The sequence below is a fragment of the Streptomyces iranensis genome, from assembly GCF_017874715.1.
Classification (GTDB): Bacteria; Actinomycetota; Actinomycetes; order Streptomycetales; family Streptomycetaceae; genus Streptomyces; species Streptomyces iranensis.
The window spans coordinates 538,646-558,053 of the sequence record NZ_JAGGLR010000001.1; the positions used below are offsets into that span (position 1 = coordinate 538,646).

At 72.8% G+C, this 19,408-nt stretch carries 16 protein-coding genes; 14 read left to right on the forward strand and 2 right to left on the reverse strand.

Translation table 11 applies throughout. The features are described 5' to 3' along the window. Positions 1–187 precede the first annotated feature (187 nt). Together J2Z30_RS02380 and J2Z30_RS02385 are read left to right on the forward strand one after the other, a co-directional pair. A complete protein-coding gene (locus J2Z30_RS02380; protein ID WP_044576483.1) occupies positions 188–799 on the forward strand; it encodes a hypothetical protein in 612 nt (203 codons plus the stop codon). A 185-nt stretch (positions 800–984) separates the two neighbouring features. After that, complete coding sequence (locus J2Z30_RS02385; RefSeq protein ID WP_044582047.1) at positions 985–1,833, forward strand: glycosyltransferase family 2 protein; 849 nt, start codon at positions 985–987, stop codon at positions 1,831–1,833. A gap of 447 nt (positions 1,834–2,280) precedes the next feature. On the opposite strand, the gene J2Z30_RS02390 is transcribed toward J2Z30_RS02385, so the two are convergent. Continuing rightward, the gene (locus J2Z30_RS02390) at positions 2,281–2,901 is read right to left on the reverse strand and encodes a TetR/AcrR family transcriptional regulator (protein WP_044576481.1); all 621 of its coding nucleotides are present in this window, start codon (positions 2,899–2,901) and stop codon (positions 2,281–2,283) included. A gap of 189 nt (positions 2,902–3,090) precedes the next feature. Here J2Z30_RS02390 and J2Z30_RS02395 point away from each other — a divergent pair, with 189 nt between their 5' ends. The 11 genes from J2Z30_RS02395 (at position 3,091) to J2Z30_RS02445 (ending at position 17,441) form a co-directional block, all read left to right on the forward strand. Beyond that, complete coding sequence (locus J2Z30_RS02395; RefSeq protein ID WP_078956940.1) at positions 3,091–4,203, forward strand: DMT family transporter; 1,113 nt, start codon at positions 3,091–3,093, stop codon at positions 4,201–4,203. A 62-nt stretch (positions 4,204–4,265) separates the two neighbouring features. Then, positions 4,266–5,468: a PP2C family protein-serine/threonine phosphatase gene (locus J2Z30_RS02400; protein WP_044576478.1), complete on the forward strand. Its 1,203-nt coding sequence runs from the start codon at positions 4,266–4,268 to the stop codon at positions 5,466–5,468. A gap of 19 nt (positions 5,469–5,487) precedes the next feature. Then, on the forward strand, positions 5,488–8,016 hold the full coding sequence (locus tag J2Z30_RS02405; protein ID WP_044576474.1) for a SpoIIE family protein phosphatase: 2,529 nt from the start codon (positions 5,488–5,490) through the stop codon (positions 8,014–8,016). Positions 8,017–8,232: 216 nt separating this feature from the next. Beyond that, on the forward strand, positions 8,233–10,146 hold the full coding sequence (gene dnaK / locus J2Z30_RS02410) for a molecular chaperone DnaK (protein ID WP_044576472.1): 1,914 nt from the start codon (positions 8,233–8,235) through the stop codon (positions 10,144–10,146). Positions 10,147–10,260: 114 nt separating this feature from the next. Next, positions 10,261–10,878: a nucleotide exchange factor GrpE gene (locus J2Z30_RS02415; protein ID WP_078956939.1), complete on the forward strand. Its 618-nt coding sequence runs from the start codon at positions 10,261–10,263 to the stop codon at positions 10,876–10,878. 7 nt (positions 10,879–10,885) lie between these two features. Beyond that, a complete protein-coding gene (locus J2Z30_RS02420; protein ID WP_044576469.1) occupies positions 10,886–11,857 on the forward strand; it encodes a DnaJ C-terminal domain-containing protein in 972 nt (323 codons plus the stop codon). Further along, positions 11,854–12,222, forward strand: a complete 369-nt coding sequence (locus J2Z30_RS02425) for a chaperone modulator CbpM (RefSeq protein ID WP_078956938.1) — start codon at positions 11,854–11,856, stop codon at positions 12,220–12,222. The genes J2Z30_RS02420 and J2Z30_RS02425 overlap by 4 nt, the downstream gene beginning before the upstream one ends. Beyond that, positions 12,213–14,855 (forward strand): ATP-dependent chaperone ClpB, encoded by a 2,643-nt coding sequence (gene clpB / locus J2Z30_RS02430; RefSeq protein ID WP_044576466.1) that lies wholly within the window; start codon positions 12,213–12,215, stop codon positions 14,853–14,855. The genes J2Z30_RS02425 and clpB overlap by 10 nt, the downstream gene beginning before the upstream one ends. A gap of 97 nt (positions 14,856–14,952) precedes the next feature. Continuing rightward, complete coding sequence (locus J2Z30_RS02435) at positions 14,953–15,216, forward strand: UBP-type zinc finger domain-containing protein (RefSeq protein WP_044582043.1); 264 nt, start codon at positions 14,953–14,955, stop codon at positions 15,214–15,216. Continuing rightward, the gene (locus tag J2Z30_RS02440) at positions 15,216–16,988 is read left to right on the forward strand and encodes an FAD-dependent oxidoreductase (RefSeq protein WP_044576462.1); all 1,773 of its coding nucleotides are present in this window, start codon (positions 15,216–15,218) and stop codon (positions 16,986–16,988) included. Before J2Z30_RS02435 ends, J2Z30_RS02440 begins: the two co-directional genes overlap by 1 nt. 21 nt (positions 16,989–17,009) lie before the next feature. Continuing rightward, a complete protein-coding gene (locus J2Z30_RS02445) occupies positions 17,010–17,441 on the forward strand; it encodes a DUF2267 domain-containing protein (protein WP_044576459.1) in 432 nt (143 codons plus the stop codon). Here the strand turns inward: J2Z30_RS02445 and J2Z30_RS02450 are convergent. Then, entirely contained in the window at positions 17,428–18,321 is an 894-nt protein-coding gene (locus J2Z30_RS02450) for an alpha/beta fold hydrolase (RefSeq protein ID WP_052701633.1), read from the reverse strand. The genes J2Z30_RS02445 and J2Z30_RS02450 overlap by 14 nt on opposite strands. A gap of 165 nt (positions 18,322–18,486) precedes the next feature. On the opposite strand from J2Z30_RS02450, the gene J2Z30_RS02455 reads away from it, so the two are divergent. Further along, positions 18,487–19,377 carry a LysR family transcriptional regulator gene (locus J2Z30_RS02455; protein ID WP_044576457.1) on the forward strand — a complete coding sequence of 297 codons (891 nt, stop codon included), beginning with the start codon at positions 18,487–18,489 and terminating at the stop codon, positions 19,375–19,377. Positions 19,378–19,408: the final 31 nt, after the last annotated feature.

Below are 19,408 nucleotides of genomic sequence, written 5' to 3' on the forward strand. Positions count from 1 at the left end.
CACCCCATCGGCACAGCGGTTTCCGGACGCCCCCTCGCCACCCCCCGCACTGTTCGAGGACCGCTCGATATGGCAGGGTCGTTTCCCACCGCGCCACATCCTTCACCGCTGCCCCACCGCTGTCCCACCACCGCCCCACACCGCCCCACACCGCCCCACACCGGCATCCGAACGAAGAGAGACCGCCGTGCGTTCTCTGCCGCTCACCCTGGTCGCCCGCCTGCTGCCCGTCGCCGTCCTCGCCGCCGCGGGGGTGGCCATGACGACGTCGGACGACTCGGATACGAGCGCCACCCCGGCCGGCCCCTCCCCGCAGACCTCGGCCCCGGCCACCGGCGCCGCCGCGCCGCGCTACGCCAAGCCACCCGAGGAGGCGTGCACGGTCCTCCCGGAGTCGATGATCAAGGACCTGGTGCCGGGCGCCAAACCGACCGGGAACGAGCTGAAGTCCAGCGACCTCAACCGCCGTACGGGCTGCTCCTGGCACGCGCTGGACGACTTCGACTACCGCTGGCTGGACATCGCCTACGACGTCAAGAGCGTCGCGGGGAAGCAGAAGAGCGAGGGCGGCAGCGCGGTGCCCGGCCTCGGCGACGACGCGTCGGTGACCGAGAAGACCACCAAGGACGACGACCAGGACATACGCGAGGCCGTGGTGACGGTCCACCAGGACAACGCCACGGTCACCGTGACCTACAACGGCGGCGACTTCGAGAGCCACAAGGCCGCCGACTCCGATGACATCCGTAAGGGCGCCATCGGCGCGGCCAAGAAGGCGCTCGCGGCACTCGACGGCTGATTGTTCTGCCCAGCTGATTGTTTTTACTCAGTCTTTGAAGCTCGTTGCTCAGTCCTTGATGAACATCAGCCGTACGGAAGTGTCCTTCTGAGTGAACGGTTACGATCGCGGGCATCGCAACCGAACTCTGGAGCCACACCGTGTCCGCCGCCCCCGAACCACGCCTGGGTATCGCCGTCCTGACCATGGGCAACCGGCCCAGAGAGGTGGCCGCCCTGCTGGAATCGGTCGCGAAGCAGGACGTACCCCCGGCTCGCGTCGTGGTCGTCGGCAACGGCTCCCCGCTCCCGGAGTTTCCGGAGTTCCCCGGCGAGGTGACCACGGTCGAGCTGGCGGAGAACCTCGGGGTCTCGGGCGGCCGTAACGTCGCCTGGCGGCGGCTGCGCGAGTTCGGCGACGTGGACGTGGTGGTCGACCTCGACGACGACGGGCTGCTGGTGGACGCCGACGTCTTCCGCCGGATCCGCGATCTGTACGCCGACGACCCGCGCCTGGGCATCGTGAGCTTCCGCATCGCCGACGAGACGGGCGAGACCCAGCGCCGCCACGTACCCCGGCTGCGCGCGTCCGACCCGATGCGCGGCGGCGAGGTGACCACCTTCCTCGGCGGCGGCCACGCCCTGTCGATGGCGATGCTGGAGCAGATCGGCGGCTGGCCGGACGAGTTCTTCTTCACCCATGAGGAGACCGACCTCGCGTGGCGGGCGCTCGACGCGCGCTGGAAGGTCCTCTACGCCCCCGAACTGCTGCTCCAGCACCCCCGGACCTCCCCCGCCCGGCACGCCGTCTACTACCGGATGACCGCCCGCAACCGGGTCTGGCTGGCCCGCCGCCACCTGCCGCTGCCGCTGGCGCCGCTCTACCTGGCCACCTGGACGCTGCTCACGCTCGCCCGCACCCGCTCCCTGACCGGGCTGCGGGCCTGGGCGGGCGGCTTCCTGGAGGGCCTGCGCACCAGCTGCGGGCGGCGCCGCCCGATGCGCTGGCGCACCGTGTGGCACATGACCAAGCTGGGCCGCCCGCCCGTCATCTGACGGCCCCGCAGCCCGCGAACGAGCCCGGCAACCCGACCGACGCCCTTACGGGTCCGACCCGAGGGCCCTACGGGGTGTCCGGCGGTTCTGTTCCCCTACCCGCCCCTTCCCGACCCCTGACGATATGCGGCTTCGCCGCGTGGGGGGGGCTCCGCCCCAGACCCCGCTCCTCAAACGCCGGAGGGGGTGAAAGACCGGGCTTCGCCCCTGGACCCCGGGGACTGGGGCGGAGCCCCCCACGCGCGGCGGAGCCGCAAATCGGTGCTGCGGGAAGGAACGGAGCCCCGGTCCAGTGCCTGGGGCAGAGCCCCGCCTTCCAGCCCCTCCGGCGCTTGAGGAGCGGGGCCCGGGGCGGAGCCCCGGCGGGGGCTGGGGCGGAGCCCCGGTTTCGGGAAGGGGCGGGGAGGGGAACAGCCCGCCGCAGGCGTACGCGTACCGCCGGCCCCCCTAAGGCGCCAGCCCGAGGGCGGGGAAGACCGACGCCTCGAGGAAGCGCGTCAGGTACGCGCGGTCGGCGGCCCGGCCCTCGAGCAGGTGGCGGACCCGCATCGCGCCGATCAGCTGGTTGGGGACGAACTCGAGGGCGGGATTGTCGGCGGCCACCTCGCCGCGCTCCACGCCCCGGCGGAGCATCGCCTGGATCGTCTTCACCTCGTGCTCGATCAGCGCGGCGCGCAGCGCCTGGAGCAGATCGGGGTTCTGCAGCGCGGCGTGCCCGAGGGCGTACACCAGCGCGGTGTCACCGCCGCACACCTCCCCCGCCTCGCCCACCGCCTCCGCGACCGCGCGCAGATCGCCCGCGAGGGAGCCGGTGTCGATGCCCTCCAGCGCGAAGGGGCGCTTGCACGAGCGCAGCGCGGCGACGACGAGCTGGGGCTTGGTGCACCACTGCCGGTAGAGGGTGGAGCGGCTGGCGCGGGTGCGGGCGGCGACCGCCTCGATGGTGAGTGCCTCGTAGCCGCCCTCCTGGAGCAGATCGAGGACCGCCTGATAGAACTCCTGCTCCCGCTCGGGGGTGATCTTGGAACGGCGCTGCGGCGCGGCCGTCTCCGGGCTCTGCGTCGCCATCGGGTCCTCCTCCTCGGTCCACCGGACTCCGGCTCCCCTCCCCGACCACGCAGTGTACCGACACATCCGCGTACCGATACACCCTTGTACCGATACGGCTCCGCACCGGTACACTCTCGTATCGATACGTCTGTGTGCCGATAGCGCCACCGGTGGCAGGCAGACAGTGCCCAGAGGAAGGCACGGTGGATGAACCCGACCGTCATAGCCGTCGCGCTCGCGCTCGCCTCGGCCGTCGCCTACGCGACCGCGGCCGTGGCCCAGGAGCGGCTGGCCGCGGGCGGCCGCCCGGACCGCATGCCGCGGCTGCTGCTGCGCGGCGCCTGGTGGGGAGCGGTCGGCCTCAACTCCACCGGTGCCCTGCTGCATGTGGCCGCGCTGCGGTACGGACCACTCACCCTGGTCCAGCCGCTCGGCGCGCTGACCCTGGTGGCGGCCGTCCCGCTGGGCGCGCGGCTCGCCGGGCGGCGGGTGGTCCGGGACGAGTGGCGGGGCGTGGTCCTCGCGCTGCTCGGCCTCGGCGCACTGCTGCCGGTCACCGCCGGGGAGACCCCGCGCGAGACGCTGAGCCTGCCTGAGGCGGTCGGGCTCGCGGCCGTCGTGCTGGCGTTCATCGGGCTGTGCGTCCGGCCGGGGCGCGGGGGTCGCGGGACACCGGGCCGGGGCCTGCGGTTCGCCACCGCGTCCGGGGCCGCCTCCGGCGTCGCCTCGGCGCTCACCCAGACCCTCACGGTGGCGCTCGCCGACTCCCGCGCCCCCGAGGCGGCCCTGGTGTCCTGGCGGACCGCGGTCGTCGCTGTGCTGGTCGCGGTCTTCGCGGTGAGCGGTCTGCTGCTGTCCCAGAGCGCCTACGGCAGCGGCCTGGGCGCGCCCCTGGCCACCCTGACCCTGGCCAACCCGGTGGCGGCGGCCGCCATCGGGATCGTGCTGCTGGACGAGCGGTTCCGGGGCGGGCCGGGCGGCTGGGCCCTGGCCGCCATGGGCGCGGTGGCGGCCGCCCGCGGAGTGGTCCTGCTCTCCCGGGCTCCGCGGTCGGGGGTGGGGGTGCGCGGGGACACCGTGGTCGTACGGGAGTCCGCCGTACGGGAGTCCGTCGTACGCGAAGCCCCCGTACGCGAAACCCCGGTACGCGAAACCCCCGTACGCGAAGCCGCCGTACGCGAAACCCCCGTGGCCGTACCCGAGACCGCCCTGCGAAAGACCGTCGTACGCCAGGCCGTCGCACATGAGGCCCTCGCCCCCGGCGAGCCCCCGCGCGAGCCCGCCGCCGTCCCCCGGGAGCCGGTGCCCACGCCCCCGTGACCCCCTGTGGTCCCCCGTGATCCCCCGGGCGTCGCGGGGCCCACCGCCGTAAGGTTGACCGCATGGTGGACGCGAACGTGTCGACCTCGGCCGAGACCGCTGAGCAGGCGCTGGAGGAGCTGCTCAGGGCCACCCACGAGGCATCACCGGCGGAGCTCCCGGTGGCCCTGGACCACTACACCGAGGCCATGAGCATGGGCCGCGCGGTCGTCTTCCTGATCGACCTCCGGCAGCGGCTGCTGATGCCGCTCGAGGAGGGCGAGCCGCGCCTGGAGCTCGACCACTCCCTGGCCGGATTCGCCTACCGCACCGATTCGGTGCGGGTCGAGGAGGAGGGCACGGGCGGGCTCACCGTATGGCTGCCGCTGATGAACGGCGCGGAGCGGCTCGGGGTCCTGCAGCTGCGGATGGCCTCCCTGGACGGGCTCAGGCTCTGGCGCTGCCGGACGCTGGCCTCGCTCCTCGCCCTGGTCATCACGTCCAAGCGGACCTATATCGACACCTTCGCGCGGCGCACCCGCACCCGGTCCATGCAGCTGCCCACGGAGATGCTGCGGGCCTTCCTCCCGCCCCGCTCCATCGGCACCGGCCAGGTGGTCTCGACGGCCGTCGTGGAGCCCGCGTACGAGCTGGGGGGCGACGCCTTCGACCACTCGTTCACCGAGGACGTCCTGCACGCCACGATCCTCGACGCGATGGGCCACGACCTGGCGTCCGGGCTGACCACCTCCGTGGCGATGGCGGGCAGCCGCAACGCCCGGCGCACCGGCGCCGACCTGGCGGCGCTGGTCACCACTGTGGACGAGGCGCTGGCCAAATGGCTTCCGGACCAGTTCTGTACGGGCGTCTTCCTCCAGCTGCACATGCCCAGCGGGGCGCTGCGCTGGTCCAACTGCGGCCATCCCACACCGCTGGTCATCCGCCGCCAGCGGCTGCTGGGCAAGGAGCTGGAGCGGCCTGCCGAACCGCCGCTGGGGCTGCCCGCGCGGCTGTCGGACGCGCCCCGCCGGATCTATGAGACGACGCTGGAGCCCGGTGACCGCGTCCTGCTCTACACCGACGGGGTCGTGGAGTCGCGCGACGAGGGAGGCGAGCAGTTCGGCCTGGAGCGCTTCGCCGACCACATCATCCGCTCGACGGCCGCCGGGCAGAACGCCCCCGAGGTGCTGCGCCTGCTCATCCACGCGATCCTCGACCACCGGCACAGCGAACTCAGCGACGACGCCACGATTTTGATGATCGAGTGGCATCCGCCGGGTCCATGAGCCGTCGACCCGATGTCCGATGACGACGCCTCCCGACCCCACAGCCCGCCGCGTCCGGCCGGACCCGCCGCCCAGCGCCCTCGGCCTGGCCACGGCCACGGTCGACGACCACGGTGTGCTGACCGGGTGGAGCGAGGGCGCGCGGCGGCTGCTGGGCTACCGCGCCGAGGAGGTCGTGGGGCGGCCGGCGGCCGAGCTGCGCGCCGAGCCGACCGCCGGGGGCCGCGCCGAACCGACCGCCGGGGACAGCGGCGGGGACACCGGCGGGGGCACCTCCCGGGACACCGGCGACGGCACCGCCGGGGACACCGGCGAAAGCGCCACCGGGGACACCGGCGAAGGCGCCGGGCCGTGCCCGGCCCACGGGCCCCGGTGGAGCGGCCGGATCGCGCTGTGCCACCGGGACGGCCATCCGCTGGAAGTCGAGCTGCTCGCCCACCGCGGCCCGCTGGACGACGGCCCCGCGGGCTGGCTCCTGGTCTCCGCCGCGCCCCGGGAACCACAGGAGCCGGTCACACCCGCGGACCACGCCTTCGCCCAGTGCCCCTGCGTCCTGGCGCTCTTCGACACCGAGCTGCGGCTGGCGCGGGCGAACGCCGACATGCAGGCCGCCACCGCCCGCAGCGAGGAGCAGATGCGCGGACTGCGGCTGACGGAGCTGGTCGGCCACGGCGAGAGCGACCGGGTCGAACGGGCCATGCGGCAGGTGCTGGAGAGCGGCGAACGGCTGGAGCTGGAGACACATCTGCGGGGGCCGGGCGAGCGCGATGAGCACACCTGGTCGGTCTCGCTGGCCCCGCTGGCCAACCGGACCGGCGGGCTGCGCGGCGTATGTTTCGCGGCCCGCGACACCACCGCCGAGCAGGAGGCCCGGCAGCGGCTCCAGCTGCTCAACGAGGCGGGGGCGCGGCTGGGCAGCCATCTGGACCTGGACCGGATCGCCCAGGAGCTGGCCGAGGTGGCGGTCCCCCGGCTCGCCGACTTCGCCAGCGTCGATCTGCTCACCTTCCTCCACGAGGGCGACGAGCCCCCGGAGGGGCCGCTGCGCGAGCCTGTCACCCTGCGGCGCGCGGCCCACCGGTCCGTCCTCGACGGCGCCCCCGAGGCGCTGGCCGACGTCGGGGGCCTGGCGACCCATCCCGAGCACTCCCCCACGGCGGCGTGCCTGCTCAAGGGCCGGGCCGCACGGCACCAGGTGACGCCGTCCCTGCTGGCGAGCTGGGAGACCAAGGACCCCGGCCGGGCCGCCCGTATCCGCGAGCACGGAGTGCACTCGGTGATCGTGACGCCGATGCGCGCCCGCGGGGTCACCCTCGGCGCGGCCCTCTTCGCCCGCCACCGCACCCCGGCGCCCTTCACCGACGACGACACGCTGCTGGCGGAGGAGCTCACCGCAAGGGCGGCCGTCTGCGTGGACAACACCCGCCGCTATCTGCGCGAGCGCAGGACGGCCGAGACCCTCCAGCGCAGCCTGCTGCCGCAGCGGCTGCCCGAGCTGACCGCGCTGGAGATCGCCTCGCGCTATCTGCCCTCGGGCGCCTGGGCGGGGGTGGGCGGCGACTGGTTCGACGCGATCCAGCTGTCCGGCGCCCGCGCCGCCGTGGTGGTCGGCGATGTCGTGGGGCGCGGCATCCACGCGGCCGCCACCATGGGGCGGCTGCGCACCGCCGTACGCACCCTGGCCGATATCGATCTGCCGCCCGGGGAGCTGCTGACCCACCTCGACGACATGGTCACCCGGCTGTACTCGGACGAGCGGACCGAGCGCTTCTGGTCCTTCGGCGCCACCTGTCTGTACGTGGTCTACGACCCGGTCTCGCGCCGCTGCTCCATCGCCGCGGCGGGCCATCCCGCGCCACTGGTGATCAGCCCGGAGGGCACCGCCGACGTGCTCGGCCCGCCCATCGGTCCGCCCCTGGGCCTTGGTGAGCTGCCCTTCGAGATCATGGAGACGGAGCTGCCCGAGGGCAGTCTGCTCGCCCTCTACACCAACGGCCTGATCAACGGCCGCGAGCGCGAGATCGGCGACGGGCTCGAGACGCTGCGCGACGTCCTGAGCCGCCCCGCGCCCTCTCTGGACGCGCTCTGCGACGACGTCCTGCGGGCCCTGCCCCCGGCCCATCCCGACGACGACATCGCCCTGCTCCTCGCCCGCACCCGGGCGCTCCACTCCGACCGGGTCGCCACCTGGGACATCCCGGCGGACGCGGCCGCCGTCACCGAGGCCCGCCGGAGCACCACCGAGCAACTGATCGACTGGGGTCTCGAGGAGACCGTCTTCACCACCGAGCTGATCGTCAGCGAACTGGTCACCAACGCGATCCGCTACGGCCGCCCGCCCATCCGGCTGCGGCTGATCCGCGACCGCGACCTCATCTGCGAGGTCTCCGACGCCAGCAGCACGGCGCCCCATATGCGACGGGCCCGGGTCTTCGACGAGGGCGGCCGTGGCCTGATGCTGGTGGCCCAGATGGCGACGCGCTGGGGCACCAGGCAGAGCGCGGACGGCAAGACGATCTGGGTCGAGCAGGACGTCTCCACGGGCTGAGGGGACCGACCCCGGCTCCCCCTGCTCCATGGCGAGGACCCGCCCCGTTCCCCCGTCCCGTGGGCGCATTCGGGCCACCGATATTCGACCCCGGGGCGCAGAGGCCGATCCCTGTCCGATTTGTCACCCTGGAAGGAGAGGCTCCGTTCACCGATCCGCTTCCGCGGCCGACCGGGCGATGCATGCGGTCCGCGGCCGCCCCCGGAAGGAGTTGCCATGGCCAAGGCAGTCGGCATCGACCTGGGCACCACCAACTCGGTGATCGCCGCATGGGAAGGCGGTGAGTCCTCGGTCGTTCCGAACTCCGAGGGAAGCCGCACCACACCGTCGGTGGTGGCCTTCACCGACACCGGTGAACGGCTGGTGGGGCAGCTGGCCCGGCGCCAGGCGATCCTCAACCCCAAGGGCACCATCTACTCGGCCAAGCGGTTCATCGGCCGCCACTACGACGAGGTCTCCGCCGAGGCCAGGGCGGTCGCCTACGACGTCGTCCCGGACGAGGGCGGCCTCGCCCGCTTCAAGGTGCGCGAGAAGCTGTACTCGCCGGAGGAGATCAGCGCGCAGGTGCTGCGCAAACTGGCCGACGACGCCGGGAAGCAGCTGGGCGAGCGGGTGACCGAGGCGGTCATCACGGTGCCCGCGTACTTCAACGACGCCCAGCGCAGCGCCACCAAGGACGCCGGTGAGATCGCCGGTCTGACCGTACTGCGGATCATCAACGAGCCGACCGCGGCCGCCCTCGCCTACGGCCTGGACAAGAAGGGCCATGAGACCGTCCTCGTCTTCGACCTCGGCGGAGGCACCTTCGACGTGTCCATCCTCGACGTCGGGGACGGAGTGGTGGAGGTCCGCTCCACCGCGGGCGACAGCCACCTGGGCGGCGACGACTTCGACCGGCGGCTGGTCGACCACCTCGCCGACAAGTTCCAGCAGGAGAACGGCATCGACCTGCGCCGGGACCCGCAGGCGCTGCAGCGGCTCTTCGAGGCCGCGGAGAAGGCCAAGACCGAGCTGAGCTCGGTGACCCAGACGCAGCTCAACCTGCCGTTCATCACCGCGGACGGTTCCGGTCCCAAGCATCTGACCGAGACCGTGATGCGGTCCACCTTCGAGCAGATCACCGTCGATCTGGTGGAGCGCTGTCTGGGCCCGGTGCAGCAGGCCATGGCCGACGCCAAGGCGGGCGAGAGCGACATCGACGAGGTGATCCTGGTCGGCGGCTCGACCCGGATCCCCGCCGTACAGGCCCTGGTCCGCCGGCTGACCGGCGGCAAGGAGCCCAATATGAGCGTCAACCCCGACGAGGTCGTGGCCCTGGGCGCCGCGATCCAGGCCGGGGTGCTCAAGGGCGAGGTCAAGGACGTCCTGCTGCTCGATGTCACCCCGCTGTCGCTGGGCGTCGAGACGCGCGGCGGCGTCATGACGAAGATCATCGAGCGGAACACCACCATCCCGGTGCGCCGCACCGAGACCTTCTCCACGGCCGATGACAACCAGCAGGCCGTGGACATCGTGATCCTCCAGGGCGAGCGCGAGCGGGCCGCCGACAACCGGGTGCTCGGCCGCTTCCAGCTGACCGGCATCCGCCCGGCGCCGCGCGGCGAACCGCAGGTCGAGGTGACTTTCGATATCGACGCCAACGGCATCCTCAACGTCACGGCGCGGGACCGGGACACCGGCAAGGAGCAGTCCATCCAGATCAGCGAGACCGGCAACCTCGAACGCGGCGAGGTCGAGCGGATGGTCCAGGAGGCCGAGCGCAACCGCGGCGAGGACCAGGCGCTGCGCGAGGCCGTGGACGCGCGCAACGAACTGGACACCGGCGCCTACCAGGTCGAGAAGCGCCTCTCCGAACTGGGCGACGCGGTGCCCTCCCATGAGAGGTCGCGCGCCGAGATGCTGGTGCACGACGCCCGCCAGGCGGTCAGGAACGAGGCCGGGACCGACCGGACCAGGCCGCTGGCCTCCGAGCTCCAGCAGGTCTACGCGGGCCTGGCCGCCCATGGGACGGCCGGTGCGGGCGCGGGCGGCGCGGCCGGTGGGCCCGGGACGGGCGGCGCCCAGGACACCGGCGCGGCGGGCGGCGGAGACGACGAGGACGTCATCGACGCCGAATTCGACAAGGGCTGACCGATTCGGCGAGGGCTCAACCGAAAGGCCGATCCGACGAAGCCACATCCCACGAAGGCACATCCCACGAAGACCGCACAGGCCGATCCCACGAAGGCTCACCGAGAGGCCGCCATGTCCACTCAACCGCAGCAGCCCGACCCGGTGCCGGAGGGCGCCGTGACGGAGCCGGAGCAGGAGCAGGAGCAGGACCTGCCCGCCCCGGGCGCCGCGGAGGCGCGCGGCGCGGGCGGGGAGGGCCCCGGCCCGGACGCGGCCGGGGGCACCGCCGTCGGCGAGGCCGACGAGCGGGCCGCCGAGCAGGCCGCAGCGCTGGCCGAGCTCGACGACCGCTGGCGCCGGGCCCTGGCCGACCTGGAGAACCTGCGCAAGCGCCACGCCAGGGAGCTGGAGCGGGAGCGGGCCGCCGAGCGGGCCCGTACGGCGGTGGCCCTGCTGCCCGTCGTCGACAACCTCGAACTGGCCCTCTCCCACGCCGAGGCCGACCCCGGCTCGATCGTGGAGGGCGTCAAGGCCATCCACGACCAGGCCGTGGCCGCCCTGGCCCGGCTCGGCTACGAGCGGCAGGGCGAGACGGGGGTGCCGTTCGACCCGGCCCGGCACGAGGTGGTCGGCGTGGTCGAGGACCCCGAGGCCGAACCGGGCACCGTGGTCCAGGTGCTGCGCCCCGGCTACGGGGAGCCCGGCCACCAGCTCAGGCCGGTGGCCGTGGCCGTGGCGAAGCGGGAGTGAGACGGCCATGGCACGGGACTACTACGAGGTGCTCGGGGTGTCCCGGGGCGCGAGCCAGGACGAGATCCAGCAGGCGTTCCGCACCCAGGCCCGCCGCCACCACCCCGATGTGAACAAGGACCCGAACGCCGAGGAGCGGTTCAAGGAGCTCAACGACGCCTACAGCGTGCTCTCCGACCCCAGGACCCGGGCCCGCTACGACCGGTTCGGCGAGGACTTCCGCAAGATCCCCGAGGACTGGGAGGAGCGCGTCGGGGCCGGTGCCGGAGGCGGCGGCGGTGGCTTCCGCGGCTGGACGACGGCCGGCGACGGCGGCCGGGTCCGGTTCACCCGTGGCTTCGGCGAGGACGCCGGGGGCGAGGGGGTGGACTTCGAGGATCTGTTCGGCGCGTTCTTCGGCGGTGGCGGCGCGGGGCCGGGCGGCGCGGGCGGCGTCACCATCCCCGGGGCCGACCAGGAGGCGGAGCTGCCGCTCACCGTCGAGGACGCCTTCCACGGCGGGCGGCGCGGCGTCACCCTGGCCAGGCCCACGGGGCAGCGCACCTTCGAGGTGAACGTCCCGCCGGGCGTCATCGACGGGCAGCGCATCCGGCTGGCCGGGCAGGGCGGCCGGGGCACCGGTGACGCACCGGCCGGGGATCTGTACCTACGGGTGCGGATCCAGCCCCACCCGCGGTTCCGGCTGGACGGGCGGAACATCCATGTGACGCTCCCGGTGTCCCCCTGGGAGGCCGCGCTCGGCGCCACCGTCCCCGTACCCACGCCCGGCGGCACCGCAAAGGTGACCGTCCCGCCCGGCTCCTCCGGCGGCCGCCGGCTGCGGCTGCGCGGTGAGGGCATGCCGGACCCGCGCGGCGCCGACGGCGATCTGTACGCCGAGATCCGCGTCATGGTGCCACCCCACCTCGGCGCCCGGGAGCGGGAGCTGTTCGAGGAGCTGGGCCGCACCTCCTCCTTCGACCCCCGGAGGGAGCGATGAGCACTCACGTACCCAGGACCGTCACGGCCACCCGGTACCCGCCCGTGACATCCGTGCACTACGAGCTGGTGCCCGCGCGCAGGCTCTCCCTGGAGACCGTGGCCGGCCGCACCGGGCTCCACCCCGACCTGATCCGGCGCTTCGTCGCCCTCGGCCTGATCGACGCCGAGCGCGACGCCGCCGGACGGCTGGTGTTCGCCCTCGACGCCCCGGCGGCGCTGGCCCGCGTCGAGCGGCTGCACACCGGGCTCTGCCTCAACTACGCCTCCATCGGCCTGGTGCTCGACCTGCTCGACCGCATCAACCGGCTCGAAGCCGAACTGCGCCGCAGCGGCGCGAGGAGTGAAGAACCACCATGGACATGAACCGCCTCACCCAGAAGTCGAGGGAAGCCCTCCAGGACGCCCAGACCACGGCCCAGCGTTACGGCCACACCGAGATCGACGGCGAGCATCTGCTGCTGGCCCTCCTCGAACAGCCCGACGGGCTGACATCCCGGCTGATCGACCGGCTGGGCGCCGACCCCGAAGCGGTGCGCACCCTGCTGGAGGCTCAGGTGGCCCGCAAGCCCAGGGTCACCGGCCCCGGGGCCGCACCGGGGCAGATCTTCGCCACCCAGCGGCTGGCCCAGTTGTTGGACACTGCCGAGCGGGAGGCGAAGCGCCTGAAGGACGAGTACGTCTCGGTGGAGCATCTGGTGCTCGCGCTCGCCGAGGAGGGGTCCGCCACCGCGGCGGGGCGGGTGCTCAAGGAGCACGGCGTCACCGAGGAGGCGTTCCGACACGCCCTCGCCCAGGTGCGCGGCAGCCAGCGGGTCACCTCCGCCGACCCCGAGGTGGCGTACGAGGCGCTGGAGAAGTACGGCCGGGACCTGGTCCTGGAGGCCCGCTCGGGCAAACTGGACCCGGTGATCGGCCGGGATGCCGAGATCCGCCGGGTGACGCAGATCCTCAGCCGCAAGACGAAGAACAACCCCGTGCTCATCGGCGATCCCGGCGTCGGCAAGACCGCCATCGTGGAGGGTCTGGCCCAGCGCATCGTGCGCGGTGATGTCCCCGAGGGGCTGCGCGACAAGACCATCTTCGCCCTGGACATGGGGTCCCTGGTGGCCGGCGCGAAGTACCGGGGGGAGTTCGAGGAGCGGCTCAAGGCCGTACTCACCGAGGTCACGTCGGCCCAGGGGCGGATCCTGCTATTCGTCGACGAGTTGCACACCGTGGTCGGGGCGGGGGCCGCCGAGGGCGCCATGGACGCCGGGAACATGCTCAAGCCGATGCTGGCCCGCGGTGAGCTGCACATGATCGGCGCCACCACCCTGGACGAGTACCGCAAGCACATCGAGAAGGACGCCGCGCTGGAACGCCGCTTCCAGATGGTGCTGGTGGACGAGCCGAACGTGGAGGACACCATCTCCATCCTGCGCGGTCTGCGGGAGCGTCTGGAGGTCTTCCACGGTGTGAAGATCCAGGACACCGCGCTGGTATCGGCCGCCACTCTCAGCCACCGCTACATCAGCGACCGGTTCCTCCCCGACAAGGCCATCGACCTGGTGGACGAGGCATGTGCCCGGCTGCGTACCGAGATCGACTCCATGCCCGCCGAACTGGACGAGGTCACCCGCCGGGTCACCCGGCTGGAGATCGAGGAGGCCGCGCTCTCCAAGGAGACCGACCCGGCCGGCCGCCGGCGGCTGGAGGAACTGCGCCGGGAGCTGGCCGATCTGCGCGCCGAGGCCGACGCCAAGCACGCCCAGTGGGAGGCCGAACGGCAGTCCATCCGCCGGGTGCAGGATCTGCGCCGGGAGCTGGAGGAGGTGCGCCGGGAGGCCGAGGAGGCCGAGCGCGCCTACGACCTGGGCCGCGCCGCCGAACTGCGCTACGGCAGGCTCCAGGAGCTGGAGCGCAAGCTGACCGCGGAGGAGGAGCAGCTGGCCGCCAGGCAGGGCGCGCACCGGCTGCTGCGCGAGGTGGTCACCGAGGAGGAGATCGCCGACATCGTCTCCGCCTGGACCGGGATCCCGGTCTCCCGCCTGCAGGAGGGCGAGCGGGAGAAGCTGCTGCGCCTGGATGAGATCCTCCAGGAGCGGGTCATCGGCCAGGACGAGGCGGTCAGGCTGGTCTCCGACGCCATCATCCGGGCCCGCTCGGGCATCCGGGACCCACGCCGCCCGATCGGCTCGTTCATCTTCCTCGGCCCCACCGGCGTGGGTAAGACCGAGCTGGCCAAGGCGCTGGCCGGCGCGCTCTTCGACACCGAGGAGAACATGATCCGCCTGGACATGAGCGAGTACCAGGAGCGGCACACGGTCAGCCGGCTGGTCGGCGCCCCGCCGGGGTACGTCGGCTACGAGGAGGGCGGCCAGCTCACCGAGGCGGTGCGGCGCAAGCCGTACTCGGTCCTGCTCCTGGACGAGATCGAGAAGGCCCACACCGATGTCTTCAACACCCTGCTCCAGGTTCTGGACGACGGCCGGATCACCGACGCGCAGGGGCGGCTGGTGGACTTCCGCAACACCGTGATCATCATGACCTCCAACATCGGCTCGGTGCACCTGCTCGACGGCGTCACCTCCGGGGGCGAGCTCAAGCCGGACGCCCGGGGACTGGTGATGAGCGAGCTGCGCGGCCACTTCCGTCCCGAGTTCCTCAACCGGGTCGATGACATCGTGCTGTTCAAGCCGCTCGGCGAGGCCCAGCTCGAGCGGATCGTGGAGCTGCGGTTCGACGAGTTGCGCAAGCGGCTGGCCGAGCGCCTGATCGCCGTCGAGCTGACCCCGGCCGGGCGTGAGGTGATCGCCCACGAGGGCTATGACCCGGTGTACGGGGCCCGCCCGCTGCGCCGCTACATCTCCCACGAGGTGGAGACCCTCATCGGGCGCGCGCTGCTGCGCGGCGACGTCGAGGAGGGCGCCACCGTCAAGGTGGACGGCCGGCACGGCGAGTTGGCGGTCAGCTACGAACGGCAGCCGGAGATCGCCGGTCTCGGGAAGGCCGCGTGAGCGCGATGCCGCACCGGACCGCACCGTCCCGTCGTCGGCCGCACCCCGCGGGCCGTCCCGTCCCTGCTCATCCTGGAAACGAGAAAGGGTGAACGCCATGGCCATCGAGCCCGATCCGCATCTGTCGATGGTGCGCCAGGTCTCCCCGCGCACCCCCGAGGGGTGCGAGGAGTGCCTGCGCCTGGGGTCCCCCTGGGTCCATCTGCGGCTCTGCCTGACCTGCGGGCACGTGGGGTGCTGCGACTCCTCGCCGCTCAAGCACGCCCGGTCCCACGCGTACGCCGAGGAACACCCCATCGTCGAGCCCATGGAACCGGGCGAGACCTGGCGGTGGTGCTACGCCCACGAGGCCATGGCCTGATGTCCGGCGAGGACCGGCCCCCGGACACCGCGGCGGTGGGAGCGGCACCGGACGAGACCCCGGATCTGTACGGCGCGTTTCCGCGGCTGACGGACCAGCAGATCGCCTTCCTCTCCGGGCACGGCACCCGCCGGTCGGTGGCGGCCGGTGAGGCGGTCTTCCGCGAGGGCGACCGGGGCACGGACTTCCTCGTCGTCCTCAGCGGCACCGTCGCGATCACCGAGCAGCACGGCACCCCGGACGAGCGGGTGCTGAGGGTGCACGGCCCGGGGCGCTTCCTCGGCGAACTGGCCCTGCTCCAGGGGCAGGCGGCCTTCTTCGCCGCCCATGCCCGGGAGGCCGGGGAGGTGCTGGCCGTCCCAATGGACCGGCTGCGGGTGCTGGTGGCCCGCGCCCCCGTCCTCGGCGATCTGATCCTCCGCGCCTATCTGGGCCGCCGCGCCCTGCTGGTCGGCGCGGGCGCCGGGTTCCGCATCCTCGGCTCGCGCTACTCGCCCGACACCCGGCGGCTGCGCGAGTTCGCGGCCCGCAACCATCTGCCGCACCGCTGGATCGACCTGGAGGCGGACGAGGAGGCCGAGACGCTGCTGCGCCGGGTCTCGGTCGGCCCGGAGGACACCCCGATCGTCATCTGGCGCGAGCACCAGGTGCTGCGCAACCCCGGCAACGCCGAACTGGCCCGGCTCATCGGCCTCTCCCCGCCGGTGGGCACCTGCGGCCACTGCGATCTGCTGGTCGTCGGCTCCGGCCCGGCCGGGATCGCCGCCGCGGTCTACGGCTCCTCCGACGGTCTCGGCACCACGCTCGTGGACGCGTTCGCCACCGGCGGCCAGGCCGGCACCTCGTCCCTGATCGAGAACTACTTCGGCTTTCCGGCCGGGATCTCCGGCTCCGAACTCGCCGAGCGCGGTGTGCTCCAGGCGCGCATGTTCGGGGCGCGGGTGAGCGTCCCGGCGGAGGCCACCTCCCTCGAACCGGACGAGGGCCACTACCGCGTCACCTTCACCGACGGCGGCGAGACGACGTGCCGCACCGTCGTCCTGGCCACCGGCGCCCGGTACCGCAGGCTGGAGGTCCCCGGGATCGAGCGTCTTGAGGGGGCGAGCGTCTACTACGCGGCCACCGTCTACGAGGCGCGGCAGTGCGGCGCGGACCCGGTCGCGGTGGTCGGTGGCGGCAACTCCGCGGGCCAGGCGTCGCTCTTCCTCGCCGAACGGGTGCCCCGGGTGCACCTGCTGATCAGGGGCTCGTATCTGGGCTCCCGGATGTCCCGCTATCTGGTCGACCAGATCGAGCGCCATCCGCGGGTGACCGTGGCGCTGGACACCGAGGTCCGCGAGGTGCGCGGCGACGACGCCCTGCGGGCGGTCGTGGTGGAGCACCGCCGCACCGGGGAGCGCCGCGTCCTGAACGCCTGCTCGCTGTTCGTCTTCATCGGAACCAGGCCCTGCACCGCCTGGCTCTCCGGTGCCCTGGCCCTGGACGACCGGGGCTTCGTGCTCACCGGCGCCGAGGCCGAGGCACGGGCGGCGGCCGGTGTGTGGGAGGGCCAGGGCCGCCGCTGTCTGAGCCTGGAGACCAGTCTGCCGGGGGTCTTCGCCGCCGGCGATGTGCGCAGCGGCTCGGTCAAGCGGGTGAGCTCGGCGGCCGGCGAGGGGGCGATGGCCGTCCACCACGTCCAGGACCACCTCGGCCACACCACCGCCGACCTCACCCGTCCGGGCGGCGATCCGACACCCATCCGCCACCTCAGCGCCCCAGGAGGCTTCTGAGGCATCGAAAGGACGAACACGATGGTTGCGACAGGCTTTCCCGCGTTCGACACGACCGTCGACAAGACCAACCGGCTCCTGAAGGACATCGAGGACGCGTACGGCTGGCCCAAGGAGCGCCGTAAACAGTCCTACGCCGCCCTGCGCGCGGTGCTGCACCAGCTGCGGGACCGGCTGACGGTGGACGAGGCCGTCCAGTTCGGCGCACAGCTCCCGATGCTGGTGCGCGGCATGTACTACGAGGGGTGGCGACCCGCGGAGACGCCCGTGAAGATGCACAGCGAGGAGTTCTTCCAGCGGATCAGGCACGACTTCCCGTACTCGATCCAGGGCGACACCGAACAGCTGGTCCACACCGTCCTGGAGGCCCTGCAACGCCATATCAGCGAGGGCGAGTGGGATGACCTCCGGGGCCGGATGCCCGCCGACCTGGTCACCGTCATCCCAGGGTGAGGAACGCCCGCAGATGGCGCAGCGTCTCGTCCGGCGCCTCCTCGGGGAGGTAGTGGTCGCACGGCAGCGCGTGCCCGCGCACATCGTCCGCGTAGCCGCGCCAGACCTCCGGTACGTCGTAGTGGCGGCCGACGAAACCGTGCGCGCCCCACAGGGCCAGCAGCGGTGCGGTGACCCGGCGGCCCGCGGCGGCGTCCGCGTCGTCGTGGACCAGGTCGATGGAGGCGGCGGCACGGTAGTCCTCGCAGCTGGCGTGGATGGCCGCGGGATCCGAGAAGCAGCGGATGTACTCGGCCTGGGCCGCCTCGTCGAACGGGGTTCCGCCACGGTGGCGCGCCCCCATCCGGGTGCGGATCCAGAACGCGGGGTCCTGGCCGATGAGGTGCTCCGGGATGCCGTGCTCCGCCGCCAGGAAGAACCAGTGGAAGTAGCCGAGACCGAAGTCCTTGTCGGCGTGCTGGAACACGTACCGCGTGGGCACGATGTCCAGGACCGCGAGCGCGGAGACCGCCCGCGGATGGTCGAGGGCCATCCGGTGGGCGACCCGGCCGCCCCGGTCGTGGCCGACCACCGCGAACCGGTCGAAGCCCAGCTCCCGCATCACCAGCAGCTGGTCGCGGGCCATGGCCCGCTTGGAGTACGGGGTGTGCTCGGCGTCGGACCCGGGCTTGTCGCTGTCGCCGTAGCCGCGCAGATCGGCCAGGACCACGCGGTGGGTGGCGGCGAGCGCCGGGGCGACGTGGTGCCAGATCGTATGGGTCTGCGGATAGCCGTGCAGGAGGAGGACCGGCGGCCCGTCCCCGGCGGTGCGCACGTTGATTCCCACACCCTCGACGTGGACGGTGCGGCGGTCGAAGTCGCCCAGCAGCTGCTCGCTCATGAACCGATCCCAGCAGCCGCCCGCGGTGCGCGTCCAAGACCCGTTGACGACAATGCTTATAAGCAACACCTATGGACGTGTGCGGGCGCCGAAGGTGCTGTGGGCGGCGAAGGTGGCGGAGGCGCCGAAGGCGGCGGGAGCGGCGAGGCGCGGGGAGGCGGCGCGATGGATGTGCGGCAGCTGGAGTACTTCCTGGCCGTGGTGGACCACGGCGGATTCAACCGGGCCGCCTCCGCGCTGTATCTGTCCCAGCCGTCCCTCTCCCAGGCCATCCGCGCCCTGGAACGCGACCTGGGCAGCGACCTCTTCCACCGCATCGGCCGCCGGGCGGTCCTCACCGACGCGGGCACGGCGCTGATCGGACCGGCGCGGGAGGCGGTGCGCAGCCTCCAGCTCGCGCGGGCCAGTGTGGAGTCGGTGCACGGACTGCGCGGCGGCCAGGTGGACATCGCGGCCCCGCCCTCCCAGGCCGTCGAACCGCTGACGGGGATGATCGACCGCTTCGCCCGCGCCCATCCCGCGGTGTCCGTACGTGTGCAGGCCGCGTTCACCCCGCGCGATGTGACGGAGATGGTGCGCACCGGCGTGTGCGAGCTGGGGCTGCTGGCCTCCCCCGACCCCGTACCGCCGGGCGATGTGCGCACCTGTCCACTGATCGAGCAGCGCTTCGTGCTGCTGACGCCCCCGGACGGGCCGTTCCGCCCCGGAGTGCCGGTGCGCCATGAGCAGCTGTCCGGACACCGGCTGATCGTGGGCCAGAAGGGCACCGGGATGCGCCGTTACGTCGACGACTTGGTCGCCGAGGGCGTCGCGCTGACCGTCGTGGTCGAGACCGAGCACCGGGTGTCGATCCTGCCGCTGGTGCTGCGGGGCGTCGGCCTGGCCGTGGTGGCCGACGCCTGGCGCGGCCTCGCGGAGCGGGCGGGGGCCCTGGTCCTGGACCTGGAGCCGAGCACCGGTCTGCATATCGCCCTGGTCAGCAGGCGGGCCCCGCTGACACCGGCGGCGGAGGCGTTCGTGAAGACGGCCACGGAAGCTTTCGCCAACAAGCCCTGATAAGCCCGGCCTATAAGACCCATGCGAACTG